The sequence below is a fragment of the Shinella sp. JR1-6 genome, assembly GCF_004284735.1.
GTDB lineage: Bacteria > Pseudomonadota > Alphaproteobacteria > Rhizobiales > Rhizobiaceae > Shinella.
Genome location: NZ_SHMI01000003.1, coordinates 124,301 through 141,269, shown reverse-complemented (window position 1 = coordinate 141,269; position 16,969 = coordinate 124,301). Strand labels below are relative to the sequence as shown.

22 protein-coding genes are annotated in these 16,969 nt (G+C 67.8%); 4 read left to right on the top strand and 18 right to left on the bottom strand.

Features of this window, described 5'->3' with window-relative positions; genetic code table 11:
* Position 1: 1 nt before the first annotated feature.
* The 16 genes from EXZ48_RS05970 to EXZ48_RS05895 form a co-directional block, all read right to left on the bottom strand.
* Positions 2-892 (bottom strand): DUF2163 domain-containing protein, encoded by an 891-nt coding sequence (locus EXZ48_RS05970; protein WP_130514822.1) that lies wholly within the window; start codon positions 890-892, stop codon positions 2-4.
* Entirely contained in the window at positions 889-1,524 is a 636-nt protein-coding gene (locus tag EXZ48_RS05965) for a DUF2460 domain-containing protein (protein WP_130514820.1), read from the bottom strand. The genes EXZ48_RS05970 and EXZ48_RS05965 overlap by 4 nt, the downstream gene beginning before the upstream one ends.
* 34 nt (positions 1,525-1,558) lie before the next feature.
* A complete protein-coding gene (locus tag EXZ48_RS05960; protein WP_130514818.1) occupies positions 1,559-2,092 on the bottom strand; it encodes a phage tail tape measure protein in 534 nt (177 codons plus the stop codon).
* Positions 2,093-2,095: 3 nt separating this feature from the next.
* A complete protein-coding gene (locus EXZ48_RS05955) occupies positions 2,096-2,299 on the bottom strand; it encodes a rcc01693 family protein (RefSeq protein WP_050743602.1) in 204 nt (67 codons plus the stop codon).
* Positions 2,296-2,658 carry a gene transfer agent family protein gene (locus EXZ48_RS05950; RefSeq protein WP_130514816.1) on the bottom strand — a complete coding sequence of 121 codons (363 nt, stop codon included), beginning with the start codon at positions 2,656-2,658 and terminating at the stop codon, positions 2,296-2,298. The genes EXZ48_RS05955 and EXZ48_RS05950 overlap by 4 nt, the downstream gene beginning before the upstream one ends.
* Positions 2,658-3,065 (bottom strand): phage major tail protein, TP901-1 family, encoded by a 408-nt coding sequence (locus EXZ48_RS05945; protein ID WP_130514814.1) that lies wholly within the window; start codon positions 3,063-3,065, stop codon positions 2,658-2,660. Before EXZ48_RS05945 ends, EXZ48_RS05950 begins: the two co-directional genes overlap by 1 nt.
* Before the next feature lie 27 nt (positions 3,066-3,092).
* Positions 3,093-3,500, bottom strand: coding sequence for a DUF3168 domain-containing protein (locus EXZ48_RS05940; protein WP_130514812.1), 408 nt, complete (start codon positions 3,498-3,500; stop codon positions 3,093-3,095).
* Positions 3,497-3,835: a phage head closure protein gene (locus EXZ48_RS05935; protein ID WP_024270723.1), complete on the bottom strand. Its 339-nt coding sequence runs from the start codon at positions 3,833-3,835 to the stop codon at positions 3,497-3,499. Before EXZ48_RS05935 ends, EXZ48_RS05940 begins: the two co-directional genes overlap by 4 nt.
* Complete coding sequence (locus EXZ48_RS05930) at positions 3,835-4,404, bottom strand: head-tail connector protein (RefSeq protein WP_130514809.1); 570 nt, start codon at positions 4,402-4,404, stop codon at positions 3,835-3,837. Before EXZ48_RS05930 ends, EXZ48_RS05935 begins: the two co-directional genes overlap by 1 nt.
* A gap of 243 nt (positions 4,405-4,647) precedes the next feature.
* Positions 4,648-5,889 carry a phage major capsid protein gene (locus EXZ48_RS05925; RefSeq protein WP_130514807.1) on the bottom strand — a complete coding sequence of 414 codons (1,242 nt, stop codon included), beginning with the start codon at positions 5,887-5,889 and terminating at the stop codon, positions 4,648-4,650.
* A gap of 77 nt (positions 5,890-5,966) precedes the next feature.
* Positions 5,967-6,524 (bottom strand): HK97 family phage prohead protease, encoded by a 558-nt coding sequence (locus tag EXZ48_RS05920; protein WP_130514805.1) that lies wholly within the window; start codon positions 6,522-6,524, stop codon positions 5,967-5,969.
* Positions 6,525-6,649: 125 nt separating this feature from the next.
* Positions 6,650-6,958 (bottom strand): DUF6107 family protein, encoded by a 309-nt coding sequence (locus tag EXZ48_RS05915; protein ID WP_130514803.1) that lies wholly within the window; start codon positions 6,956-6,958, stop codon positions 6,650-6,652.
* A 388-nt stretch (positions 6,959-7,346) separates the two neighbouring features.
* Positions 7,347-8,480, bottom strand: coding sequence for a phage portal protein (locus EXZ48_RS05910; RefSeq protein WP_130514801.1), 1,134 nt, complete (start codon positions 8,478-8,480; stop codon positions 7,347-7,349).
* A gap of 208 nt (positions 8,481-8,688) precedes the next feature.
* On the bottom strand, positions 8,689-9,300 hold the full coding sequence (locus EXZ48_RS05905; RefSeq protein WP_050743548.1) for a chitinase: 612 nt from the start codon (positions 9,298-9,300) through the stop codon (positions 8,689-8,691).
* A gap of 1 nt (position 9,301) precedes the next feature.
* A complete protein-coding gene (locus EXZ48_RS05900; RefSeq protein ID WP_130515146.1) occupies positions 9,302-10,468 on the bottom strand; it encodes a DNA-packaging protein in 1,167 nt (388 codons plus the stop codon).
* Positions 10,469-10,907: 439 nt separating this feature from the next.
* Positions 10,908-11,471: a hypothetical protein gene (locus EXZ48_RS05895; protein WP_130514799.1), complete on the bottom strand. Its 564-nt coding sequence runs from the start codon at positions 11,469-11,471 to the stop codon at positions 10,908-10,910.
* Positions 11,472-11,731: 260 nt separating this feature from the next.
* On the opposite strand from EXZ48_RS05895, the gene EXZ48_RS05890 reads away from it, so the two are divergent.
* Positions 11,732-12,064 (top strand): MmcQ/YjbR family DNA-binding protein, encoded by a 333-nt coding sequence (locus EXZ48_RS05890; protein ID WP_023514008.1) that lies wholly within the window; start codon positions 11,732-11,734, stop codon positions 12,062-12,064.
* A 7-nt stretch (positions 12,065-12,071) separates the two neighbouring features.
* Here the strand turns inward: EXZ48_RS05890 and EXZ48_RS05885 are convergent, their stop codons facing one another.
* The gene (locus EXZ48_RS05885) at positions 12,072-12,557 is read right to left on the bottom strand and encodes a YcgN family cysteine cluster protein (protein WP_023514007.1); all 486 of its coding nucleotides are present in this window, start codon (positions 12,555-12,557) and stop codon (positions 12,072-12,074) included.
* A 322-nt stretch (positions 12,558-12,879) separates the two neighbouring features.
* On the opposite strand from EXZ48_RS05885, the gene EXZ48_RS05880 reads away from it, so the two are divergent.
* The 3 genes from EXZ48_RS05880 to EXZ48_RS05870 are packed head-to-tail and all read left to right on the top strand — an operon-like array spanning position 12,880 to position 16,230.
* Entirely contained in the window at positions 12,880-15,063 is a 2,184-nt protein-coding gene (locus EXZ48_RS05880) for a transglycosylase domain-containing protein (protein WP_024270253.1), read from the top strand.
* A gap of 29 nt (positions 15,064-15,092) precedes the next feature.
* Complete coding sequence (locus tag EXZ48_RS05875; RefSeq protein WP_023514005.1) at positions 15,093-15,686, top strand: DUF1214 domain-containing protein; 594 nt, start codon at positions 15,093-15,095, stop codon at positions 15,684-15,686.
* Complete coding sequence (locus EXZ48_RS05870) at positions 15,679-16,230, top strand: DUF1254 domain-containing protein (protein ID WP_023514004.1); 552 nt, start codon at positions 15,679-15,681, stop codon at positions 16,228-16,230. Before EXZ48_RS05875 ends, EXZ48_RS05870 begins: the two co-directional genes overlap by 8 nt.
* A gap of 132 nt (positions 16,231-16,362) precedes the next feature.
* On the opposite strand, the gene EXZ48_RS05865 is transcribed toward EXZ48_RS05870, so the two are convergent.
* Positions 16,363-16,551, bottom strand: a complete 189-nt coding sequence (locus EXZ48_RS05865; RefSeq protein ID WP_023514003.1) for a hypothetical protein — start codon at positions 16,549-16,551, stop codon at positions 16,363-16,365.
* Positions 16,552-16,969: the final 418 nt, after the last annotated feature.

The window sequence follows — 16,969 nt, the reverse complement described above, 5'->3', positions numbered from 1 at the left end:
CTCACGCATAAAGCGGCCTCCCGTCATGCACCGTCTCGCCATCGGCATAGCCATAGGTGAAATCACTACCCGGCATGTGCGGAAAACCGCGAAAATTCAGCCCGTTGGAGAATTTCGCCTTGCAGGTGGCAAAGCGCTTGTCGCATCCCGCCGTCACCTGCATCGCGTCGCCCGCGACCACCCCAGCCGGCACCGGCAACCAGAAGGTCAGTTCGTCACCGCCCGAAACCTTGCGCTGGTCCTCGATATCCGCCGTCAGCCCCGCCGCAGCGCCGCTCGTGAAGGTGAGCACGCCGTAGCGGAAGAACCGCTCGGCAAAGCCGGACAGCCCGCTCACCCGCAGCCGCATGTCGTCGAGCACCGCGCCCACTGTCACCGTCGCCCGGAAGGCCGGCGCCGCCACGTTCACACCGCACCGGCCGTCACCCAGCACCGCGTCGCAGCGATGCCCGTAGATGCGCCCGCGCACCTGGTCCAGCCGGTGCGTCAGCCGCCGCAGCTCCGCACGAAAAAGCCCGCCCTCGCGCCGCACCTCGCCGAGTTCGGCGGTACGCAACAGCAGCCGTTGCGCCGGGTCCTGCCAGTTGACCATATAGACCTCGACCTTCGCCCCGTCATAACGTCCCGCCGAAAGGTCCTCGGCGCGGATCGCCTCCGCCGAAAAGCCGCCCGAGAGATCGCCGCCCTCGGCCGAAAGCCCGTTGCCGTCCTCCGCCTCGCTCGCCTCGAAGCCGCTTGCAGCGAGATAGGAAAGCCCGCCGAAGGAGAGGTCGCGGTCATGATCGGTAAAGCCCATCACGACGCCGTCGCGCCGCGTCACCCGCCAGGCATGACAAAGCGTCGTCGCCTCACCGTCGAGATGCGCCTGCAACCCGTCCGGGATCGTCCTCATGGCCTTATCTCCACCAGCGGAATCGACGGGATGCGCCCCGCATCGAACTGCGCGAGGTCGATATCGATGCGGTCCGTGTCGAAACGCACCGGCACGTCGAACGCGTAGCCGGCCCGGATGGCGCCCGAGGCCGGTATCTTGCCCGGCTTGAAGGTGACGACACCCGTTGCGTGGTTCACCGTATAGTCCGCCGCCGGCCGCAGGCTGCCCGCCACGGAGACGACCACCGTGCCCATGACCGGCTTGTCGATGGTCCGCACCGTCTCCCCGCCGGCATCCGCATAGCGCTTGACGAGCTGGAAGGCCGCCGTCGTGCCGTCCCCCGTGCCGATCTGCTGGTCCATGGCGCTCACCGTCCCGCCCGGCGCACAGGATTTGTGGTCCACCGGGTCATGGAAGCGGAAACCGTTGAACTGCCCCGCCCGTGCTTCGAAGAAGGCGAGCACCGCATAGAGATCCGCGACCGAGCGCACGCCCGAACCCGCATCATAACGCCGCCGCGCGTCGTGCCAGCGGCGGTTGCGGTTCTCCCGCCCGTTGGAAAGGCTGACGATATCCGTCCGCCGCACCGGCCCGCCGCTGGTGCCGAGCGCGACACGCAGCGGAAACCGCACCTCATGAAACCCCGCCATGCCTTCTCTCCGTAAATTCCCTAGCCCCTCGCCCTCACAAACTGCGCTGCCCGCGCCCCACGGCGCGTGTCAGCATGGCCGAGATCTGCCCCTCGGATTTGCGGAAACTCGCCGCATCCTGCGCCGTCACGTTGAAGACGATGCGCGCCCCGCCGCCATCGCTGGCGACGCCCAGCGCCCCGTCCGGCCCGCGCTTCAAGGGCAGGATCGCCTCCGCCCCCGCCTCGCCCATCAGTCCGAGCCCGCCGCCCGTTCCGAAATAGGTCGGCGAGGCGACGACCCCACCCTTGGCGAAGGGCGTGGCGCCGCCGAGCAGCCCGGAAAGACCCGACGACAAAAACCCTTCCAGCGGCTTCAGCCCCACCGAAAGCGCAATGTCGCTCATGCGCAGCGCCAGCCCGCGCAGCACGCCCTCCAGCCCCTTGCCGTCGACGACCGCACCCTTCAGCGCATTGGTCAGCGCCGAGCCGAAGGAGCGTGAACGCGCCTCCAGGTCGTCGAAGACCGCCGAAAGCTGTCCGGCATCGTCGAGCGTGCCGGAAAGAGGTCTGTCATCCGCATCCGCCATGGTTCACTCCTTGTGGTCGGGAAAGGCGCGCATCAGCGCGGCAAGCGCATTGCGTCCGGGCGCCGACGGCACAGGCCGCAGCACACCGAGCGCGAAGGCCAGCTCGCGCGGCGTCATCGCCCAAAAATCCTTTGCAGAAAGCCGCATCCGGCAGAGCCCGGCATGGAGCGCCGCCTCCCAGGGAAAGGCCGCCCTCTCGCCGTTCAGCCCGGATGCGGCCCCGGAGGGTTTTCCGGCCGCGCCTCCACGCCCGGCCCGAATGTCGCCTGCAGCAGTTCGGCCGCGATACGCGCAAAACCGGAGAGCCCGTCCGCCACCGCCATAGCGGAAACCTCCTCGTCAGAATAGAGATTGCCCCCACCCCGCAGCCCCGCGCCAAGAATGCGGATGAGATCGTCGGCCTTCAGCCGCCCGGAAGAGAAGCGCTCCGCCAGCCCCGTCAGGCTGTCGACGGCAAAGGCGGTCTCCAGCTCCGCCAGCGCCCCGAGCGTCAGGCACAGCACGCGCCGTTCGCCGTCGAAGGCAGCCTCGATCTCGCCGCGGTGCCGGTTCGCCCGCGCGCCCATCAGAGCGCCCCGAAGGTGAGGAGCCCGGCCGATTCCAGCGCGATCTCGAAGACCACTTCGCCGTCATGCGCGCCGGAATAGTCCAGCGCGGCGATCTGGAACGGCCCCGCGACCGTGCCGAAATCCGGGATCACGATCTGCCAGGCGACGATCGTGCCGGCAAAGAACAGCGCGCGCACCAGAGCGTCCGAAGCCTGGTCCTTGAAGATGCCGGCGCCGGACAGGGCCGCGCGCTGCACGCCCGCCCCACCCAGCAGTTCGCGCCAGCGTCCCGCCGATTCCGCATCCGTCACATCGACGAGCTGCGCATTGAACGACAGCCGCTTCGAGCGCAGCCCCGCAACGGTGACGAAACCCGCCCCGTTGTCGATCTTGATGAGGAGCTCCCGCCCCTTCTGTGCCGCCATGGCAAGGTCCTTTCCGAAAATGAGGTGTCAGGCATGCGGCTCCGTCACCGCCCGGAAGCGCATTTCCGCGCGGTGGAAGCGGGACTTGCCGTCACGGCGCAGCCGCGTATCGCGGTGGAAGAGCAGGACGAGATGGTGCCCGGCGATGACCAGCGCCGCGTCGTCGAGCGCCGCGCGCACCGCCGCGGCAATCGCCTGCGCCTGCCGGTGCCCCGCCGCCTCGGACCAGGCCTCCAGCGTCACGATATGTTCCTCGCCCGCCTCGCTCGCCGTCGAATGGTCGGTGCTGTCGATGCCCGCGATGACAAGGAGCGGCGTCGCCGGCCCGTCGGGCCTGCGGTCGGTGATGCCGTTCGCCCCGACCAGTGCCGTCAGCGCCGCATCGCCGGAGAGCCTGGCGAAGATCGCCCTCTGCAGGGCCGATGCCGCGCTCATGGCCGGATCTCCTCGCAGTCGCAGAGCATGTAGCGCCCCGTCTCGTCCGGATCCCGGAACGCATGGATGGCGAAGATCCGCGCCCCCTTCCGCAGTCGCATGCCGCCGGCAAGGTCGCCCCGGTGCCGCAGCCAGATGCGGTGCGTCACCGTCACCGGCAGCGTGCCCGCCGCCTCGTCCGCCCGCGCCGCCACCGGCTCGATCGCCGCCCAGAGGGTCGCCAGCGCCGCAAAGCCGCGTTCGGCGCCGCCCTGCCCGTCCGGCGTCTCGACCGGCCCTTCCAGCGTCAGCCGCGCCGAGAGCGCGCCGGGATCGATGATCCTTACCTTCGCCATCACAGCCTCCGCAGCCGGTAGGGCGCCACCAGCCGGTCGTAAGCCGCCGGCACCGTGCCCGGCTGATCCACCGGCGAAAGCACGCCGCGCAGCTCGAACATCCCCGCCACATGCATGAGCAGCGCCCGCTTCAGCCCGTCCGGTATGTTCGCGCCGCTTTCGCCAAAGCCGGCGGTGAAATCGATCTCGATGCCGTTGAGCGCGCGGTCCGTATCCCGGCGCGCCGGCAGCAGCAGCCGCGCCGGGCGCGCCGCGCCGTCGAGCCGGTAGCCGGTCACATCGGCAGCGACCGGCAGCCCGGTCGCATCATAAACCGTCACCATCTCAATGGTTTGCACCGGCCCTCTGGCAATCTGAATCACCCGCGTCTCGGGCCAGTCGTCGAGATAGAGCCGCAAGAGTCGCGTAATCAGGCAAAGCCCCGTCGTGGCCTCCAGATATTCGCGTGCCGCGCGGATCAGCGCGGATACGAGCGCATCCTCGTCGGCCGCGTCGAGGCGCAGATGCGCCTTCGCCTCGGCAAGCGTCACCGGCTCCACGGCCGGCGGCAGCAGTTCGGCAATGGTCATGATCGTCCTTCGCGATGGAGAAAGGGATGCGGGCGCGGCCGGGAGGAAACCGCGCCCGCCGGCACCGGCAGCAGGAAACGCCCGCCGGTGCGAGAAAGAGGAAAACAGTGCGGCACCGCCCTTCGCCCCGCCTGCGGGGAGAAGGTGCCGGCAGGCGCATAAGGGGCAGCCGCACCGCGGCATCGGTTCGTACGATCACCCCTCACCCCGACCCTCTCCCGCAAGCGAGGAGAGAGGAGAACGTCAGCTCGCCGCGAACTTCACCAGCTTGATCGCCTCGAAATTCTGCACCCCGCCGCCGACGCGCTTGGTCGTGTAGAACAGCACATAGGGCTTGGCCGAGTAGGGATCGCGCAGCACGCGCACACCGGTGCGGTCGACGACGAGGTAACCGGCGCGGAAATCGCCGAAGGCGATGGAGAGGCTGTCGGCCGCGATGTCAGGCATGTCCTCGGCCTCGGCGATGGCAAAGCCGAGCAGCGAGGCCGCCTGCCCCGCCGAAGCCGGCGGACGCCAGAGATAGTTGCCGTCCGCATCCTTGAACTTGCGGATCTGGCCCTGCGTCTTGCGGTTCATTACGAAGGTGCCGTTCTGCCGATGCCCCGCCTTCAGCGAATAGACCGTGTCGAACAGCGTGTCGGAGGGGTTCGAGGCCTTGAAAGCCCCGGCCGCGCCCGTCGCGATATAGCCGATATTGCCCCAGCTCCAGCCCGCGTCGGCGACAGCCGTGTAGCCGAGGAACCCCTTCGGCTTGTTGGTGCCGTCGCCGGAAATGAAGGCGGTGCCCTCCTGCTCGGCGAAGACCATGTCGATCTCCGAGGCGATCCACCCCTCGACGTCCACCGCCGCATCGTCGAGCAGCGCGGCGGTCGCCGCCGGCATGGCGTAGAGCTCCATGGTCGGGAAGGAGAGTTCGGCAAGCTGCGCATTGCCCGTCTGCGGCCGCGCGGCGGTTTCCGCCACCCAGCCCGCCGCCATGCCGCCCGTCGCAAACGGCTTCTTCAGCACCGTGCCGGAGACCTGGCGCACGGTCGCGAGCGCCCGGATCGGCGAGACGGCGGAAAGCCGGCGGCCGATCTCCGTGTCGGTCTCCGGCGGCACGAGATAGCCGCCGTCCGCCGCCGAGCCGACCGACATGGCCTTGCCCTCCAGCGCCCTGAGCACGCTCTCGTCGCCGCGCCGCATATAGGCGGAAAAGGCCGCCTTGTGCTCGCTCGCCTCCAGGCTACCCTCGCCGCCGAGCGCCGGGCGCGCCTTCTTCAGCGCCAGCTGGTCGATGACGCGCTTGTGCTCGTCCATCGCGCGGTTGATGCGATCCACCTTGTCGCGCGTCACCACGTCGGCGGTCAGTTTCTGCTCGATCTCGCCGAGCCGGCGGTCGTTCGTCGCCTTGAAGGCCTCGAAGGCCTCCATGAAGTCGTCGAAGGCGGCGGTCATCGTTTCCGGCACGGCCTTGATTTCCGGCGCGGTCTTCTGGGTCTCCATGCTGTCTTCCTTTCGGGTTGGCATTTCCAGCCGACGCGAAACCGCTTCGGCGTCGGACACTGCGGTAAAACAAACGCCTAGCGTTTCATCATCCGGGCCGCCCGGCGCATGATGCGCACCAGCTCGGTCTCCCGGTCGCGGAACCACCGCGCATTCTTCACGTTCGACACCCGCGCCGAGGGCAGCATGGGAAAGGTGACGATCGAGATCTCCCAGAGGTCGGCCTCGAGGATACGGCGCACGCCGCTCGCCCGGTCGGTCTTCGAGCGCACGGTCTGGAAACCGATGGAAAGCCCGTCGAGCGCGCCCGACTTCATGAGGTTCAGCACCTCGCGGGCCCGCGCCACGCCGGGCGAAAGCACGCCCTCGACATAGAGCCCGCGCCCGTCCTCGCGGATCGTCCGCCAGCGCCCGAGCGGTTCGGCCGGGTCGTGCTGGAACAGCATGCGCACGCCCGATGGCCCGCGCTTTTCCAGCGAACGGGCAAAGGCACCCGACGCGATCGCATCCTTGCTCAGGTCCACCTCGCCGAAGAGGCTCGCATAGCCGGAAAACACCCCGTCGCCGGAAACGCCGGCAAGCGTCAGATCGGCATATTTCTTCGTCCGCCAGACCGGCAGGTCGTCGGTGATCATGGTCGTCTCCGATGATGTGAAGGGGGCGAATGGCGAATTGGGAACAGCGCGCGGGAAAATGAATTCCTCGCCCACACCGACCTCCATTCGCTATTCCAAATTCCCTACTTGCTGTTCGCGGCTCGCTAACGCCGGATCCGCTCCGCCAGCCGCGCCAGCACGCCCAGCCCCCACCAGGCCGAAAGGCTGGCCGCCGCAGAGCCGGTCAGCAGCACCTCCACCGGCCCGAGATAGCCGGCAATGCCGAGCCGCACGGCGATCCACAGCCCGGTGGGCCCGCCGAAGACGAGGCCGCAGGCAAGCCCGGTGAAGAACCGGCACGCCGCCTCGCGGCGGCTCTTGGGCAGGAGATAGATGAGCGAAACGGCCGCGCCCGCGGACGCGCCGATCAGCCGGGCCGTCCAAAGCCCGCCGTCGTTTCCGAAGTCAGCCATTGTTAAACCTTTCAGATTATTATCGAAATCCGAGCCATCAGACCGCACGCCGCCAAAACCGCCGGCTTTCCGAGGAGGAAGGCCGGGCCGATCAGCGAGTCTTTTGAATCCCTTGCCGCGCTTTGCTGGAAAACCGATTCAAGGTTTTCACAAGGCGGGTGCGGCACTCCGCAAAGTGATTCACATGCGCAGTACAACCAATTAATTTTCCTGGAGAAAGCAGCTATCCCGGCCCCTCACCCCAACCCTCTCCCCGCAAGCGGGGAAAGGGGACTTGCCTCACGAACGGTCATTGACCGGGGAAGCCGGCGCTGCATATCCCCTTCGCCCCGCTTGCGGGGAGAAGGTGGCCGGCAGGCCGGATGAGGGGCAGGCATCCCCGCCCCCCTCAATACCCCACCGCCCCCCGCTTCTCCTCGTCCGTCAAAAACCCCGCCGCGCCCACCCGGGCCCAGAGTTCCGAGCGCTCGTCCGCCAGCCCGCTCACCTGATCGAGATCCGGCACCAGCCGCAATGCGTCGCGCTCGGCAAACCACCCCGCAAAAGCCGCCGCCGTGCGCTGCACCAGCGGCAGCACGGTGAGCCGCCAGAAGGCGCGGTTGGCCTCCTGGTAATTGGCATAGGTCGCATCGCCGGGAATACCGATCAGCATGGGCGGCACGCCGAAGGCGAGCGCGATGTCGCGCGCCGCGCCGTTCTTCGCCGCGACGAAATCCATCTCGCGCGGGGAAAGCCCCATCGCCTTCCAGTCGAGCCCGCCTTCCAGCAACATCGGCCGTCCGGCCCGCGCCGGCCCGGAATACCCCTCTTCGAGCTCCGATTTCAGCCGGCCGTACTGGTCGGGCGTCAGGTTGCCGCCCTCCTTCGGCTGATAGACCAGCGCGCCGGAAGGCCGCGCCGAATTGTCGAGCAGCGCCTTGTTCCAGATGGCCGCGGCATTGGAGAGGTCGAGCGCCATGGACGCCGCCTCGAGCGGCGCAAAGCCGAGCTGGTCGTCGAGCGGATGGAACAGGCGCAGATGCAGGATCGCCTGCCCCTCGCCCGCAGGGTGGCGGCGCACATGCCCGCCTGCGCGGTATTCATAGGCCTCCGCCCAGCCGTCCCGCCCCTCGATGATGCGCACTCTGTCGGGCCTCAGCAGATGAAGTTCGCGCAGGCCCTCGCCCACCCGAACGCCCTCCACGAAGGCATTGCCGGACAGCAGAAGGTGGCCGTAGAGCGTCTCGAAGAAATCCGCACCCGCCTGGCGCCCGTTCGGCCGCGACAACAGCAAGAGCAAGGGCTCGTCCGGCCGCTCCGCCTCGCCCTGATAGGCAAGCCAGGGCACCGAGGCCGCCGCCTCCGCGATCATGCGCACGGCACGGTGCGCCACCGGGTTCTTCATGAACCCCTCGCGCGACAGCGAGGCATAGGAGCGGGACGACCAGTGCGCCCGGCCTTCGGCCGTCAGCGCGAAAAAGCCCGACGCCTTGGTCTCGGCCGGCCCTGTCCGTCGCCACGAAAAAAAGGATGGTAGCTTCATGATGTCCTCGGTTGTTTGCGAGGCCCAGTGAACGGCCGCCCCTTCATCCGGCTGCCACCACCTTTTCCCCGCAAGTGGGAAGAAGGGCCATGTGGAAAGGTTCGTTGCCCCTGAAAGGCCAATCGTCGAAGAAAAGCTTGCCTCACCCCCTTCGCCCCGCTTGCGGGGAGAAGGGGCGGCAGCCGGATGAGGGATCAGCCGCTGAGATCTACCCGCCCAGCGCCGAAAAAAACGCCCGCCCGTAGCCCGCCACCTTCTCCGCCCGGTCGCGCCCGTTGACGATCCGCCGCGCGCCGGTCCAGTCGGCCCGCGCGCCGGTAAAATGATCGTCGAGCCGCTGCCCGGTAAACACCCCGCGCAGCATGCCGACGAAGAGGATCTCGACGGAGACCGCCATCTCCATCGCCCGTTCCGGCCGCGCAAGAAGATCGATGCCGGTCAGTTCCGCCAGCCGCGCATAGTTGCGCCGGTGGGTGATCTGCACGAGCCCGCGCCCGAGCCAGCTCCTCCCCAAAGCATCGCGCCGCCAGTAGGGCGCGGAAACCTGCGGCAGCCGCCCGGCGGCAAAGGCCCGGTCCAGCCTGTCGATCGCCTCCCCGTCCGTCGCCGCGAAGGTCTCGCGCACCGGCTGCAGGCGCCCGCCCGTCTCGTGATGGGCCGTCGCCAGCATATAGGCGAGGAAGCGCAGGTCCTCCGTCTCGCGGCCCTGCTCGAACCGGTCGAGCAGCGCCGTCAGCCCCGCCACCTGTTTCCTTGCCAGCCGGCCGCCGTACAGCGTCCCGCGCACCGCATCGAAAAAGGCCTTGCGATCGATCGCCATCTCAAATCCCCCGCACCCGCGGCTCGCCTGCCCGCTCCAGCACCAGCGCCGTCAGCGCCCAGACCAGCGCGTCGAGCCGGTCCGGCGAGCGCCCGGAGGACAGCCCGTCCGGCCCGAAATCGCACATCTGGTCCTCCAGCTCGGCAAAGGCGGCCGCATGGACCACCCGCCCCTGCTCGTAGAGCGCCGCCACCGGCTCGGCGCGCAGGAATTTTCCGCGCGTCGCCCGCACGCACGTCACCGGCAGGTTGACATCGATGCTTCTCAGCATCGCGCTCACCATGTCGCCGCCCTGGTTCACCTCGGCGACCACCCGGTCCGCGTCGAAGCGACGGAAGGCACGCACCACGGCGCCCGCCCAGCCGGCCGGGCTCGCGCCCGTCACCGAGCAGTCGGCGAGCACCACGGCCCGTCCTGCCTCGTCCAGCCCCGCAACGACGATGCCGCAGACGGAGGCCGCCGAGGCCGTCGCCGGCGGGTCGACCGCCACGACGATGCGCGACAGTGGCCCGGGATTGCGCTGGCGGAGTGCCTCCAGCCGCGCCCGGTTCCACAGCGCGTCCTCGCGGTCGGCGATCAGCTCGCCGTCCAGCTCCTGGCGCCCCAGCCGCGTGCCGCCATAGCGCTCGGCCATCGCAACAAGAAAGCCTGGCGAGAGATTGCCGGCATTGTCGTCGGTGCGGATGCGCCGCACCGCGGTCTTCGGATCGCCCGCCAGCGCCCGCAGCAGCGGCACCGGTCGCGGTGTCGTCGTCACCAGCACGCGCGGATCGTCCCCGAGGCGCAGGCCGAATTGCAGCATGTCCCAGGTCTCCTGCGCATGTTTCCATTTGCCGAGCTCGTCGCACCAGGCGAAGTGGAACTGTGGCCCGCGCAGGCTCTCCGGATCCTCGGAGGAGAAGATCTGCGCGATCGAGCCGTTCGGCCAGACGAGCCGCCGCCGCGAGGCCTCGAATTCCGGTCGCGCCCGCCCGGCGATCCGGCAGATGCCCGATACGCCGTCGATCATCACCTCGCGCGCGTCGCCCAGCGTCTCGGCCACCAGCGCGATGCGCAGGTCCGCCGTCCCGCTGGCGATCGCCTGCACCCATTCGGCGCCCGCCCGCGTCTTGCCCGAGCCGCGCCCGCCCATCAGCAGCCACACCCGCCAGTCGCCGTCCGGCGGCATCTGGGCGAGGCGGTAGCGAAGGTGCCAGGCCTGCAACTGGTGCAGGCTCGTCGGCACGATCGGTGCCCCGCGGACAGGCTCCATTCCTTTGGCCGTGCCCCTCATCCCCCTGCCGGGACCTTCTCCCCGCAAGCGGGGAGAAGGGGATGGGGCCAGGGTTTCCTCCCCATCAGGAGCAAGAGGAATGGAACAATCGAGCGCCTGTTCCCCCTTCTCCCCGCCTGCGGGGAGAAGGTCCCGACAGGGGGATGAGGGGCAGGCCTCAGATGGGGGACAAGCCTCGCCGGCCGTCCGCCCCAAAATCCCCGCCTCCAGCGCATCGGCCTCGATCGAAAACGCCGTCCGCCCGCGCTTGTCCTCGATCATCCTCAAACCCGCCGCCGCCGTCCGCATATCCGCGTCGAATTTTTTCCCGATACTCCGGCAGGCGCGCCGTGCCCTACGGTTCGCTTTCCGCACGCGCGGCAGCATCGCCGCCAATCCCGGGCTTTGGCCCGAGCCCACGCATCCAGTCTTCCTTCGCCGCATTCAACCGTTCCTTCACGCGGTCCTCGACAAGCCGGTCGAACTCCGCCTCCAGCGCCGCCGCGTCCTCGTCGCCGTCGGCGGCAGCGTCCGCCTCCGCCCGCGCCGTGAGCAGCGTGCGCTGCAGGCTGTCGATCTTCTCCAGCGTGCGCACGATCAGCGAGACCGCCTCGATCGCGGCCTTGGCGTCCGCCTGCGCCTGCTTGCGGAACGCCTCGTCCTGCGGCGCATCCGCATCCGCCTCGGCCAGCACCTTCTGGCTCTGGAAGCGCTGGAAACGCTCGCGCAGCTCCTTGGTCATCTCGAGGAGCATGGCCTGCATGTCGAGAAACGGATCGAGCGGCGCCTCGGCCTTGATGTCGAGCATCAGTGCCGCCCCGCCCTCGAGGCCGGCCCGTTGCTCCACCAGCCCGTCATAGACCGCCGGCACCGGAGAGACGCCGAAGAGATCGAGATCGATCGCCAGATCCGTTTCCATGCCCATCCCCCAAATGAAAAGGCGCCCGGTCCGAAGGGAACGAGCGCCTGTCAATAAATTCCTGTCTCCGGATGCAGCAAGCCGGCCGCGGGCGAAGATCACCGCTCCCCCAGCCTCCGGGAAAACCGGGCCGGATCTCTCCGCCCGCACCTTTCCGACTATGCCACAACCCTACCAGACGACCGTGACGTCGTCAAGGACTATTTTCCTATTTCCGGCAAAATCTTTTCGGCCAGCCGAAAGGGTGGTACCCTTCCACCATGATATCCGACGATCTCGTGGTCATGGCCCTCGGCATGCCGGGGGCGCGGGAAAGTGCTCATTTCGGCAAGCGCGACTTCCGGGTGGGCGAGAAGGTGTTCATGACCCTGCCGGAGGCCGGCCGGGCGGTTCTGAAGTTCACGCCGGACCAGCAGGCGCTGGTCATGGAGACGGATCCCGGCCTCTGCGCGCCGGTGCCGGGCGGCTGGGGCCTCAAGGGCTGGACCTCGCTCTATTTCGACGGCGCGGACGGCGCGCGGGTGCGTGAGCTGATCGACACCGCCTGGCGCAACGTGGCGCCGAAGAAGCTCGTGGCGGCCCGGCTGCACTGAACCGTCGTTACTTCCCCTCGCCCACTTCCAGCGGCCAGGTCACGAGATAGTCCTCGTAGTCGTCGACATCGATGCCCTCCTCGCTCACCGTGCGCCCGCGGGCGGAAATGCCGGCCTGGTGCACGGTGTCGGGATCGCCGGAAACCAGCGGGTGCCACCAGTAGAGGTCCTCGCCGTCGCGGATGAGCCGATAGCCGCAGGTCGGCGGCAGCCAGGAGATCTTCGCCACGCTCTCCACCGTCAGCCGGATGCAGTCGGGCACGGTCGCCTGCCGGTTCTCGTAGTCCGAGCATCGACAGCTTTCCCCGTCGAGCAGCACGCAGCGGATCGAGGTCCAGGCGATCTCGCCCGTATCCCAGTCCTCCAGCTTGTTGAGGCAACAGAGCCCGCAGCCGTCGCACAGGCTTTCCCATTCCGGATCGGTCATCTCGGCAAGGGTCTTTGTCTTCCAGAACGGCTGACCGTCTGGCTTTTCGGCACTGGTGATCGTCATGCCCGACCCCTGAACCCCTTGGCGGCAAAGGTCAAGGGCCCCGCCGCCAGGACCAATCGACATTCAGTTCAGGCCGCGCCGAAAATGGTGCTTTTCCAAGACCCGGAGCGCAGCGTACTTTCGGTAGGTGAGCACCGGAAGCTGGAAAAGCGCCATTTGCAGGCCGGCATGGGCTGAAGGGCGATTGGTCCTAACCGTTCCGCGCGAAATCCGTTCTGTTGCCTTCAAAAGACTGATATCCTCACCGAATAAACCCGTGGTGAGAGGACGTTAACCCAACGCAGGCAGGCTGCGACCCGCCCCCGCCAAAGGTATGCGAACCGTGGAAGACGACAGCCAGACGCCAAAAAGACCCCGCCGCCGCAAGCGGCATATCTTCCTGCGCATCGATTCCTGGATCGATTCCACGGTCTGGAATGCCGGCTTTCGCTTGGGCGAGATCTGGGAGGAGATCACCATCTTCTCCCGCCGCTTCCACGTCAAAGGCTGGAAGAAGGCCGTCTTCGAGGTTGCCGGCGAAGGGATGAATCTCGGCACGGCCGGCTTCATCCTGCTGCTCGCGCTTGCCCTTCCCGCCTTCGAGGAGACCAAGGGCAACTGGCGCGCCCAGAGCGACTTCGCCGTCACCTTCCTCGATCGCTACGGCAACGAGATCGGCCACCGCGGCATCATCCATGAAGATTCCGTGCCGATCGACGAACTGCCCGACCACCTGATCAAGGCGGTGCTGGCGACGGAGGACCGCCGCTTCTTCAGCCATTTCGGCATCGATTTCCTCGGCCTTGCCCGCGCCATGAACGAGAATGCGCGCGCCGGCGGCGTCGTGCAGGGCGGCTCGACGCTCACCCAGCAGCTCGCGAAAAACCTGTTCCTTTCCAACGAGCGCACCATCGAACGCAAGATCAAGGAGGCCTTCCTCGCCCTTTGGCTGGAGGCCAACCTTTCCAAGAAGGAGATCCTGCGCCTCTATCTCGACCGCGCCTATATGGGCGGCGGCACCTTTGGCGCGGCCGCGGCGGCACAATTCTACTTCGGCAAGAACGTCACCGACGTGAACCTTGCCGAATCCGCCATGCTCGCCGGCCTCTTCAAGGCCCCCGCCCGCTACGCCCCGCATGTCAACCTGCCCGCCGCCCGCGCCCGCGCCAACGAGGTTTTGACCAATCTCGTGCAGGGCGGCCTGATGACCGAGGGCCAGGTCATCGCCGCACGACGCAACCCCGCCACCGTCATCGACCGCAACGAGAAGACGGCGCCGGACTTCTTCCTCGACTGGGCCTTCGACGAGGTGCAGCGCATCGCCAAACCCTTCGCCCAGCATTCCCTTGTCGTGCGCACGACCATCGACATGGGCCTGCAGGCCGCCGCCGATGAGGCGGTGGAAAGCGGCCTTCGCCAGTATGGCGAGAGCTACCGCGTCAAGCAGGGCGCGCTGGTCATGGTGGAAAACGGCGGCGCGGTGCGCGCCATGGTCGGCGGGCGCGACTACGGCGAAAGCCAGTTCAACCGCGCCACACGGGCGCTGCGCCAGCCGGGCTCGTCCTTCAAGGCCTATACCTACGCTGCCGCCATGGAATCGGGCATGACGCCGGAGACGACCATCGTCGATGCGCCGATCAGCTGGGGCGGCTGGTCGCCGCAGAACTACGGCCGCAGCTATGCCGGCCGCATGACGCTGATGACGGCGCTCGCCAAATCCATCAACACCGTGCCCGTGCGCCTTGCCAAGGACAAGCTCGGCACCAAGCGTATCGCCGAAATGGCAAAAGCCATGGGCGTCGAGACGCCGATCCGCACCGACAAGACCATGCCGCTCGGCACCTCCGAGGTCACCGTGCTCGACCAGGCGACCGGCTATGCGGTCTTCCCCGCCGGCGGTTTCCAGTCGCGCCGCCACGGCATCAGCCAGATCCTCAACTACGACGGCGACATCCTCTACGATTTCGGCCGCGACGAGCCAGCGGCAAAGGAAGTCTTGTCCGAACAGGCGGTGTCCTCGATGAATCGCATCCTCGTCACCATCCCGGTGAGCGGCACGGCACGGCGCGGCGCGCTCGACCGCGGCATCGTCTCGGGCGGCAAGACGGGCACCACCCAGGCCTATCGCGACGCCTGGTATGTCGGCTTCACCGGCAACTACACGACCGCCGTCTGGTTCGGCAACGACGACTATACCTCGACGAACAACATGACCGGCGGCTCGCTGCCCGCCATGACCTTCAAGCGCCTGATGGATTATGCCCACCAGGGCATCGAGCTGCGTCCCATTCCGGGCATCGAGAACCCCCTGCCGGACGGCAAGGCGGCAAGCGAGGTGGCGGCGACATCGAGCGACGAGAACGCGCTGCCCGCGCTCGTGCGCCCGCGTTCGCTCTCCACCGACGTGACGAAGCTGCTGAAAGACGTCGCCCGCGAACTCGGCGCGGCGAAGGCGCTGAAGGCCGATGGCCGGGTCGCCGCGCTCGACGGAGCGCTTGACCTTGCTCCGGCGAACCGCACAGAGTGACGGCAACCTGATTCCAACGGTCGATCGCCTTGTTCCGCACGCCCCTCGTCATCGCCACAGCGCTCGCCGTCGCCTTCGGCCTCGGCATATTGAGCTCGATCTACGCGCTGCGCGCTACGGTCGGCTTCGGTGCCATCGCGCTCGGGCCCTGGACCGCCTTCCCCGCCGCCCAGACGGTCGATGCCGACCCCTATGCGAAAGCCCACCGGGCGCGCGACGGCAAGCTGCTGCTCGGCGGCGCCGAAGGCCTGACCTTCACCGCCGCCACCGACAGCGAGAGCCGCACGCTGGTGGAAAACTGCCGTTACGAGATCCGCGGCATCACCCCGCCGGCGCGCCTCTGGACGCTGCATGCGGCGGACCGCAACGGCAACCCGCTTGAGGACGCCCGGCCCGGCCTTCCGACCGGCCTCAACGCCTGGTCGGTGCTGCGCGCCGCCGACAGCAATTTCTCCATCCGCATCGCCTCCTCGGCAACGCCGGGCAACTGGCTGGCCGTGCCGCAGGGCAAGGCGCCGTTCCTGCTGGTCATGACGCTGCTCGACACGCCGACCGCCGGCAGTTCCGGGGTCATCGACCTTGCGATGCCCGGCATAACACGGCTGGACTGCGCCGATGCGTAGCTTCCTCTATGCCATCGCCGTCGGCCTCGTCGGCGCGGCGCTGCTGCACATCGTCATCATCCTCTCGCTGCCGAGCTTCACCGGCCGCGACGCCTATACCCGCGTGCAGGCCTTCGGCGAGGCGAACCGCTTTTTCCCGCTGGCGGGAAGCAGCGATTCCCTCGCCCCGATCAACGACGACCCGGCGATGAAGACGGCGGTCTGCGCCTTTTCCGTGGAGACCGGGCCGATCCGGCTGTTTGCCGAGGGCGATGTGCCCTTCTGGTCGCTCGCCGTCTATGACAGCGCCTCCAACGAGGTGTTCAGCATGAACGACCGCACCTCGGTCAGCGGCGCACTCGATACGCTGATCGCAACGCCCATCCAGCTCATCGGCATCCGCAAGGCCGTGCCGGCCGAGCTGGAGCAGTCTATCCTCGTCGAGATGCGCGGTGAGGAAGGCTATGCCGTGCTGCGCACCTTCGTGCCGACACAAAGCCGCGAGGAAGCGGCGACCGCCTTCCTGGCGGATGCCAGCTGCGAGCCGTTTGCGGCGGAACAATAGGAAGGATCGCTCCGAAGGGAGCCTTGTGACGCGGGGCCTTTGCCCGCGAAGGCCGTTCAGGCCCGTTCAAGCCATGCGCGGCGGCCGCACGCGCATGCTCCAGCGCTGCACCGGGCAGCGACCGGAAGAGGATCAGGGCCGGCGGGCGGTGTCCTGAACACCCTGCTTTGCCGCCTTGCCGCGGGCCGCCAGCATGGCGGGCGTCAGGCGTTCGTATCTTACGCCGGTGAAGAGAAGAACCTGGGCCGGAGCCGCACGGCGAATGGTGTCGCGACGCGGCGTTCGCGCGAGCCATTCCTTCAATCGTACCACGTCTGCCATTCTCGCCTCCAAAAGAAGAATCGAGACGGATGAAGCACTCCTACAAATCTCACCCTGCCCGTTTCAACGGGCCGGTGCATCCGGTTCCGTCACCCCCGGACGCGACATGAGATCGATGTCTCCCCAGTCGCATACGGGTGGAAAACGGCGATACGGGACCAGAAGTTTCCCATTCACGGGAATGTGTCTGGCGACCGTCCGGTATCCGGAACATCGCACCTTTCCCTCGCGGAACGGCGGGCGCCTGCTGGCGGATCCACCGTTCACATGATCGAATCATAACACGTCCATCGCAATAGACGAGCCGATCCATGTCCCTAAAACTAGCGACTATCGGGTTAACATGCTGTTAACACTAGCGTGAAGCGGGCGTGTTCGCTGTTCCCTGCGGCACAGGGCAGGCCTGCGGGCGAGGAAA

Bases quoted from the DNA above. Each gene is read 5' to 3' on its own strand.
- EXZ48_RS05970 (WP_130514822.1), bottom strand. From the start codon at position 892: ATGAGGACGATCCCGGACGGGTTGCAGGCGCATCTCGACGGTGAGGCG.
- EXZ48_RS05965 (WP_130514820.1), bottom strand. From the start codon at position 1,524: ATGGCGGGGTTTCATGAGGTGCGGTTTCCGCTGCGTGTCGCGCTCGGC.
- EXZ48_RS05960 (WP_130514818.1), bottom strand. From the start codon at position 2,092: ATGGCGGATGCGGATGACAGACCTCTTTCCGGCACGCTCGACGATGCC.
- EXZ48_RS05950 (WP_130514816.1), bottom strand. From the start codon at position 2,658: ATGGGCGCGCGGGCGAACCGGCACCGCGGCGAGATCGAGGCTGCCTTC.
- EXZ48_RS05945 (WP_130514814.1), bottom strand. From the start codon at position 3,065: ATGGCGGCACAGAAGGGGCGGGAGCTCCTCATCAAGATCGACAACGGG.
- EXZ48_RS05940 (WP_130514812.1), bottom strand. From the start codon at position 3,500: ATGAGCGCGGCATCGGCCCTGCAGAGGGCGATCTTCGCCAGGCTCTCC.
- EXZ48_RS05935 (WP_024270723.1), bottom strand. From the start codon at position 3,835: ATGGCGAAGGTAAGGATCATCGATCCCGGCGCGCTCTCGGCGCGGCTG.
- EXZ48_RS05930 (WP_130514809.1), bottom strand. From the start codon at position 4,404: ATGACCATTGCCGAACTGCTGCCGCCGGCCGTGGAGCCGGTGACGCTT.
- EXZ48_RS05925 (WP_130514807.1), bottom strand. From the start codon at position 5,889: ATGGAGACCCAGAAGACCGCGCCGGAAATCAAGGCCGTGCCGGAAACG.
- EXZ48_RS05920 (WP_130514805.1), bottom strand. From the start codon at position 6,524: ATGATCACCGACGACCTGCCGGTCTGGCGGACGAAGAAATATGCCGAT.
- EXZ48_RS05915 (WP_130514803.1), bottom strand. From the start codon at position 6,958: ATGGCTGACTTCGGAAACGACGGCGGGCTTTGGACGGCCCGGCTGATC.
- EXZ48_RS05910 (WP_130514801.1), bottom strand. From the start codon at position 8,480: ATGAAGCTACCATCCTTTTTTTCGTGGCGACGGACAGGGCCGGCCGAG.
- EXZ48_RS05905 (WP_050743548.1), bottom strand. From the start codon at position 9,300: ATGGCGATCGATCGCAAGGCCTTTTTCGATGCGGTGCGCGGGACGCTG.
- EXZ48_RS05900 (WP_130515146.1), bottom strand. From the start codon at position 10,468: ATGCCGCCGGACGGCGACTGGCGGGTGTGGCTGCTGATGGGCGGGCGC.
- EXZ48_RS05895 (WP_130514799.1), bottom strand. From the start codon at position 11,471: ATGGAAACGGATCTGGCGATCGATCTCGATCTCTTCGGCGTCTCTCCG.
- EXZ48_RS05890 (WP_023514008.1), top strand. From the start codon at position 11,732: ATGATATCCGACGATCTCGTGGTCATGGCCCTCGGCATGCCGGGGGCG.
- EXZ48_RS05885 (WP_023514007.1), bottom strand. From the start codon at position 12,557: ATGACGATCACCAGTGCCGAAAAGCCAGACGGTCAGCCGTTCTGGAAG.
- EXZ48_RS05870 (WP_023514004.1), top strand. From the start codon at position 15,679: ATGCGTAGCTTCCTCTATGCCATCGCCGTCGGCCTCGTCGGCGCGGCG.
- EXZ48_RS05865 (WP_023514003.1), bottom strand. From the start codon at position 16,551: ATGGCAGACGTGGTACGATTGAAGGAATGGCTCGCGCGAACGCCGCGT.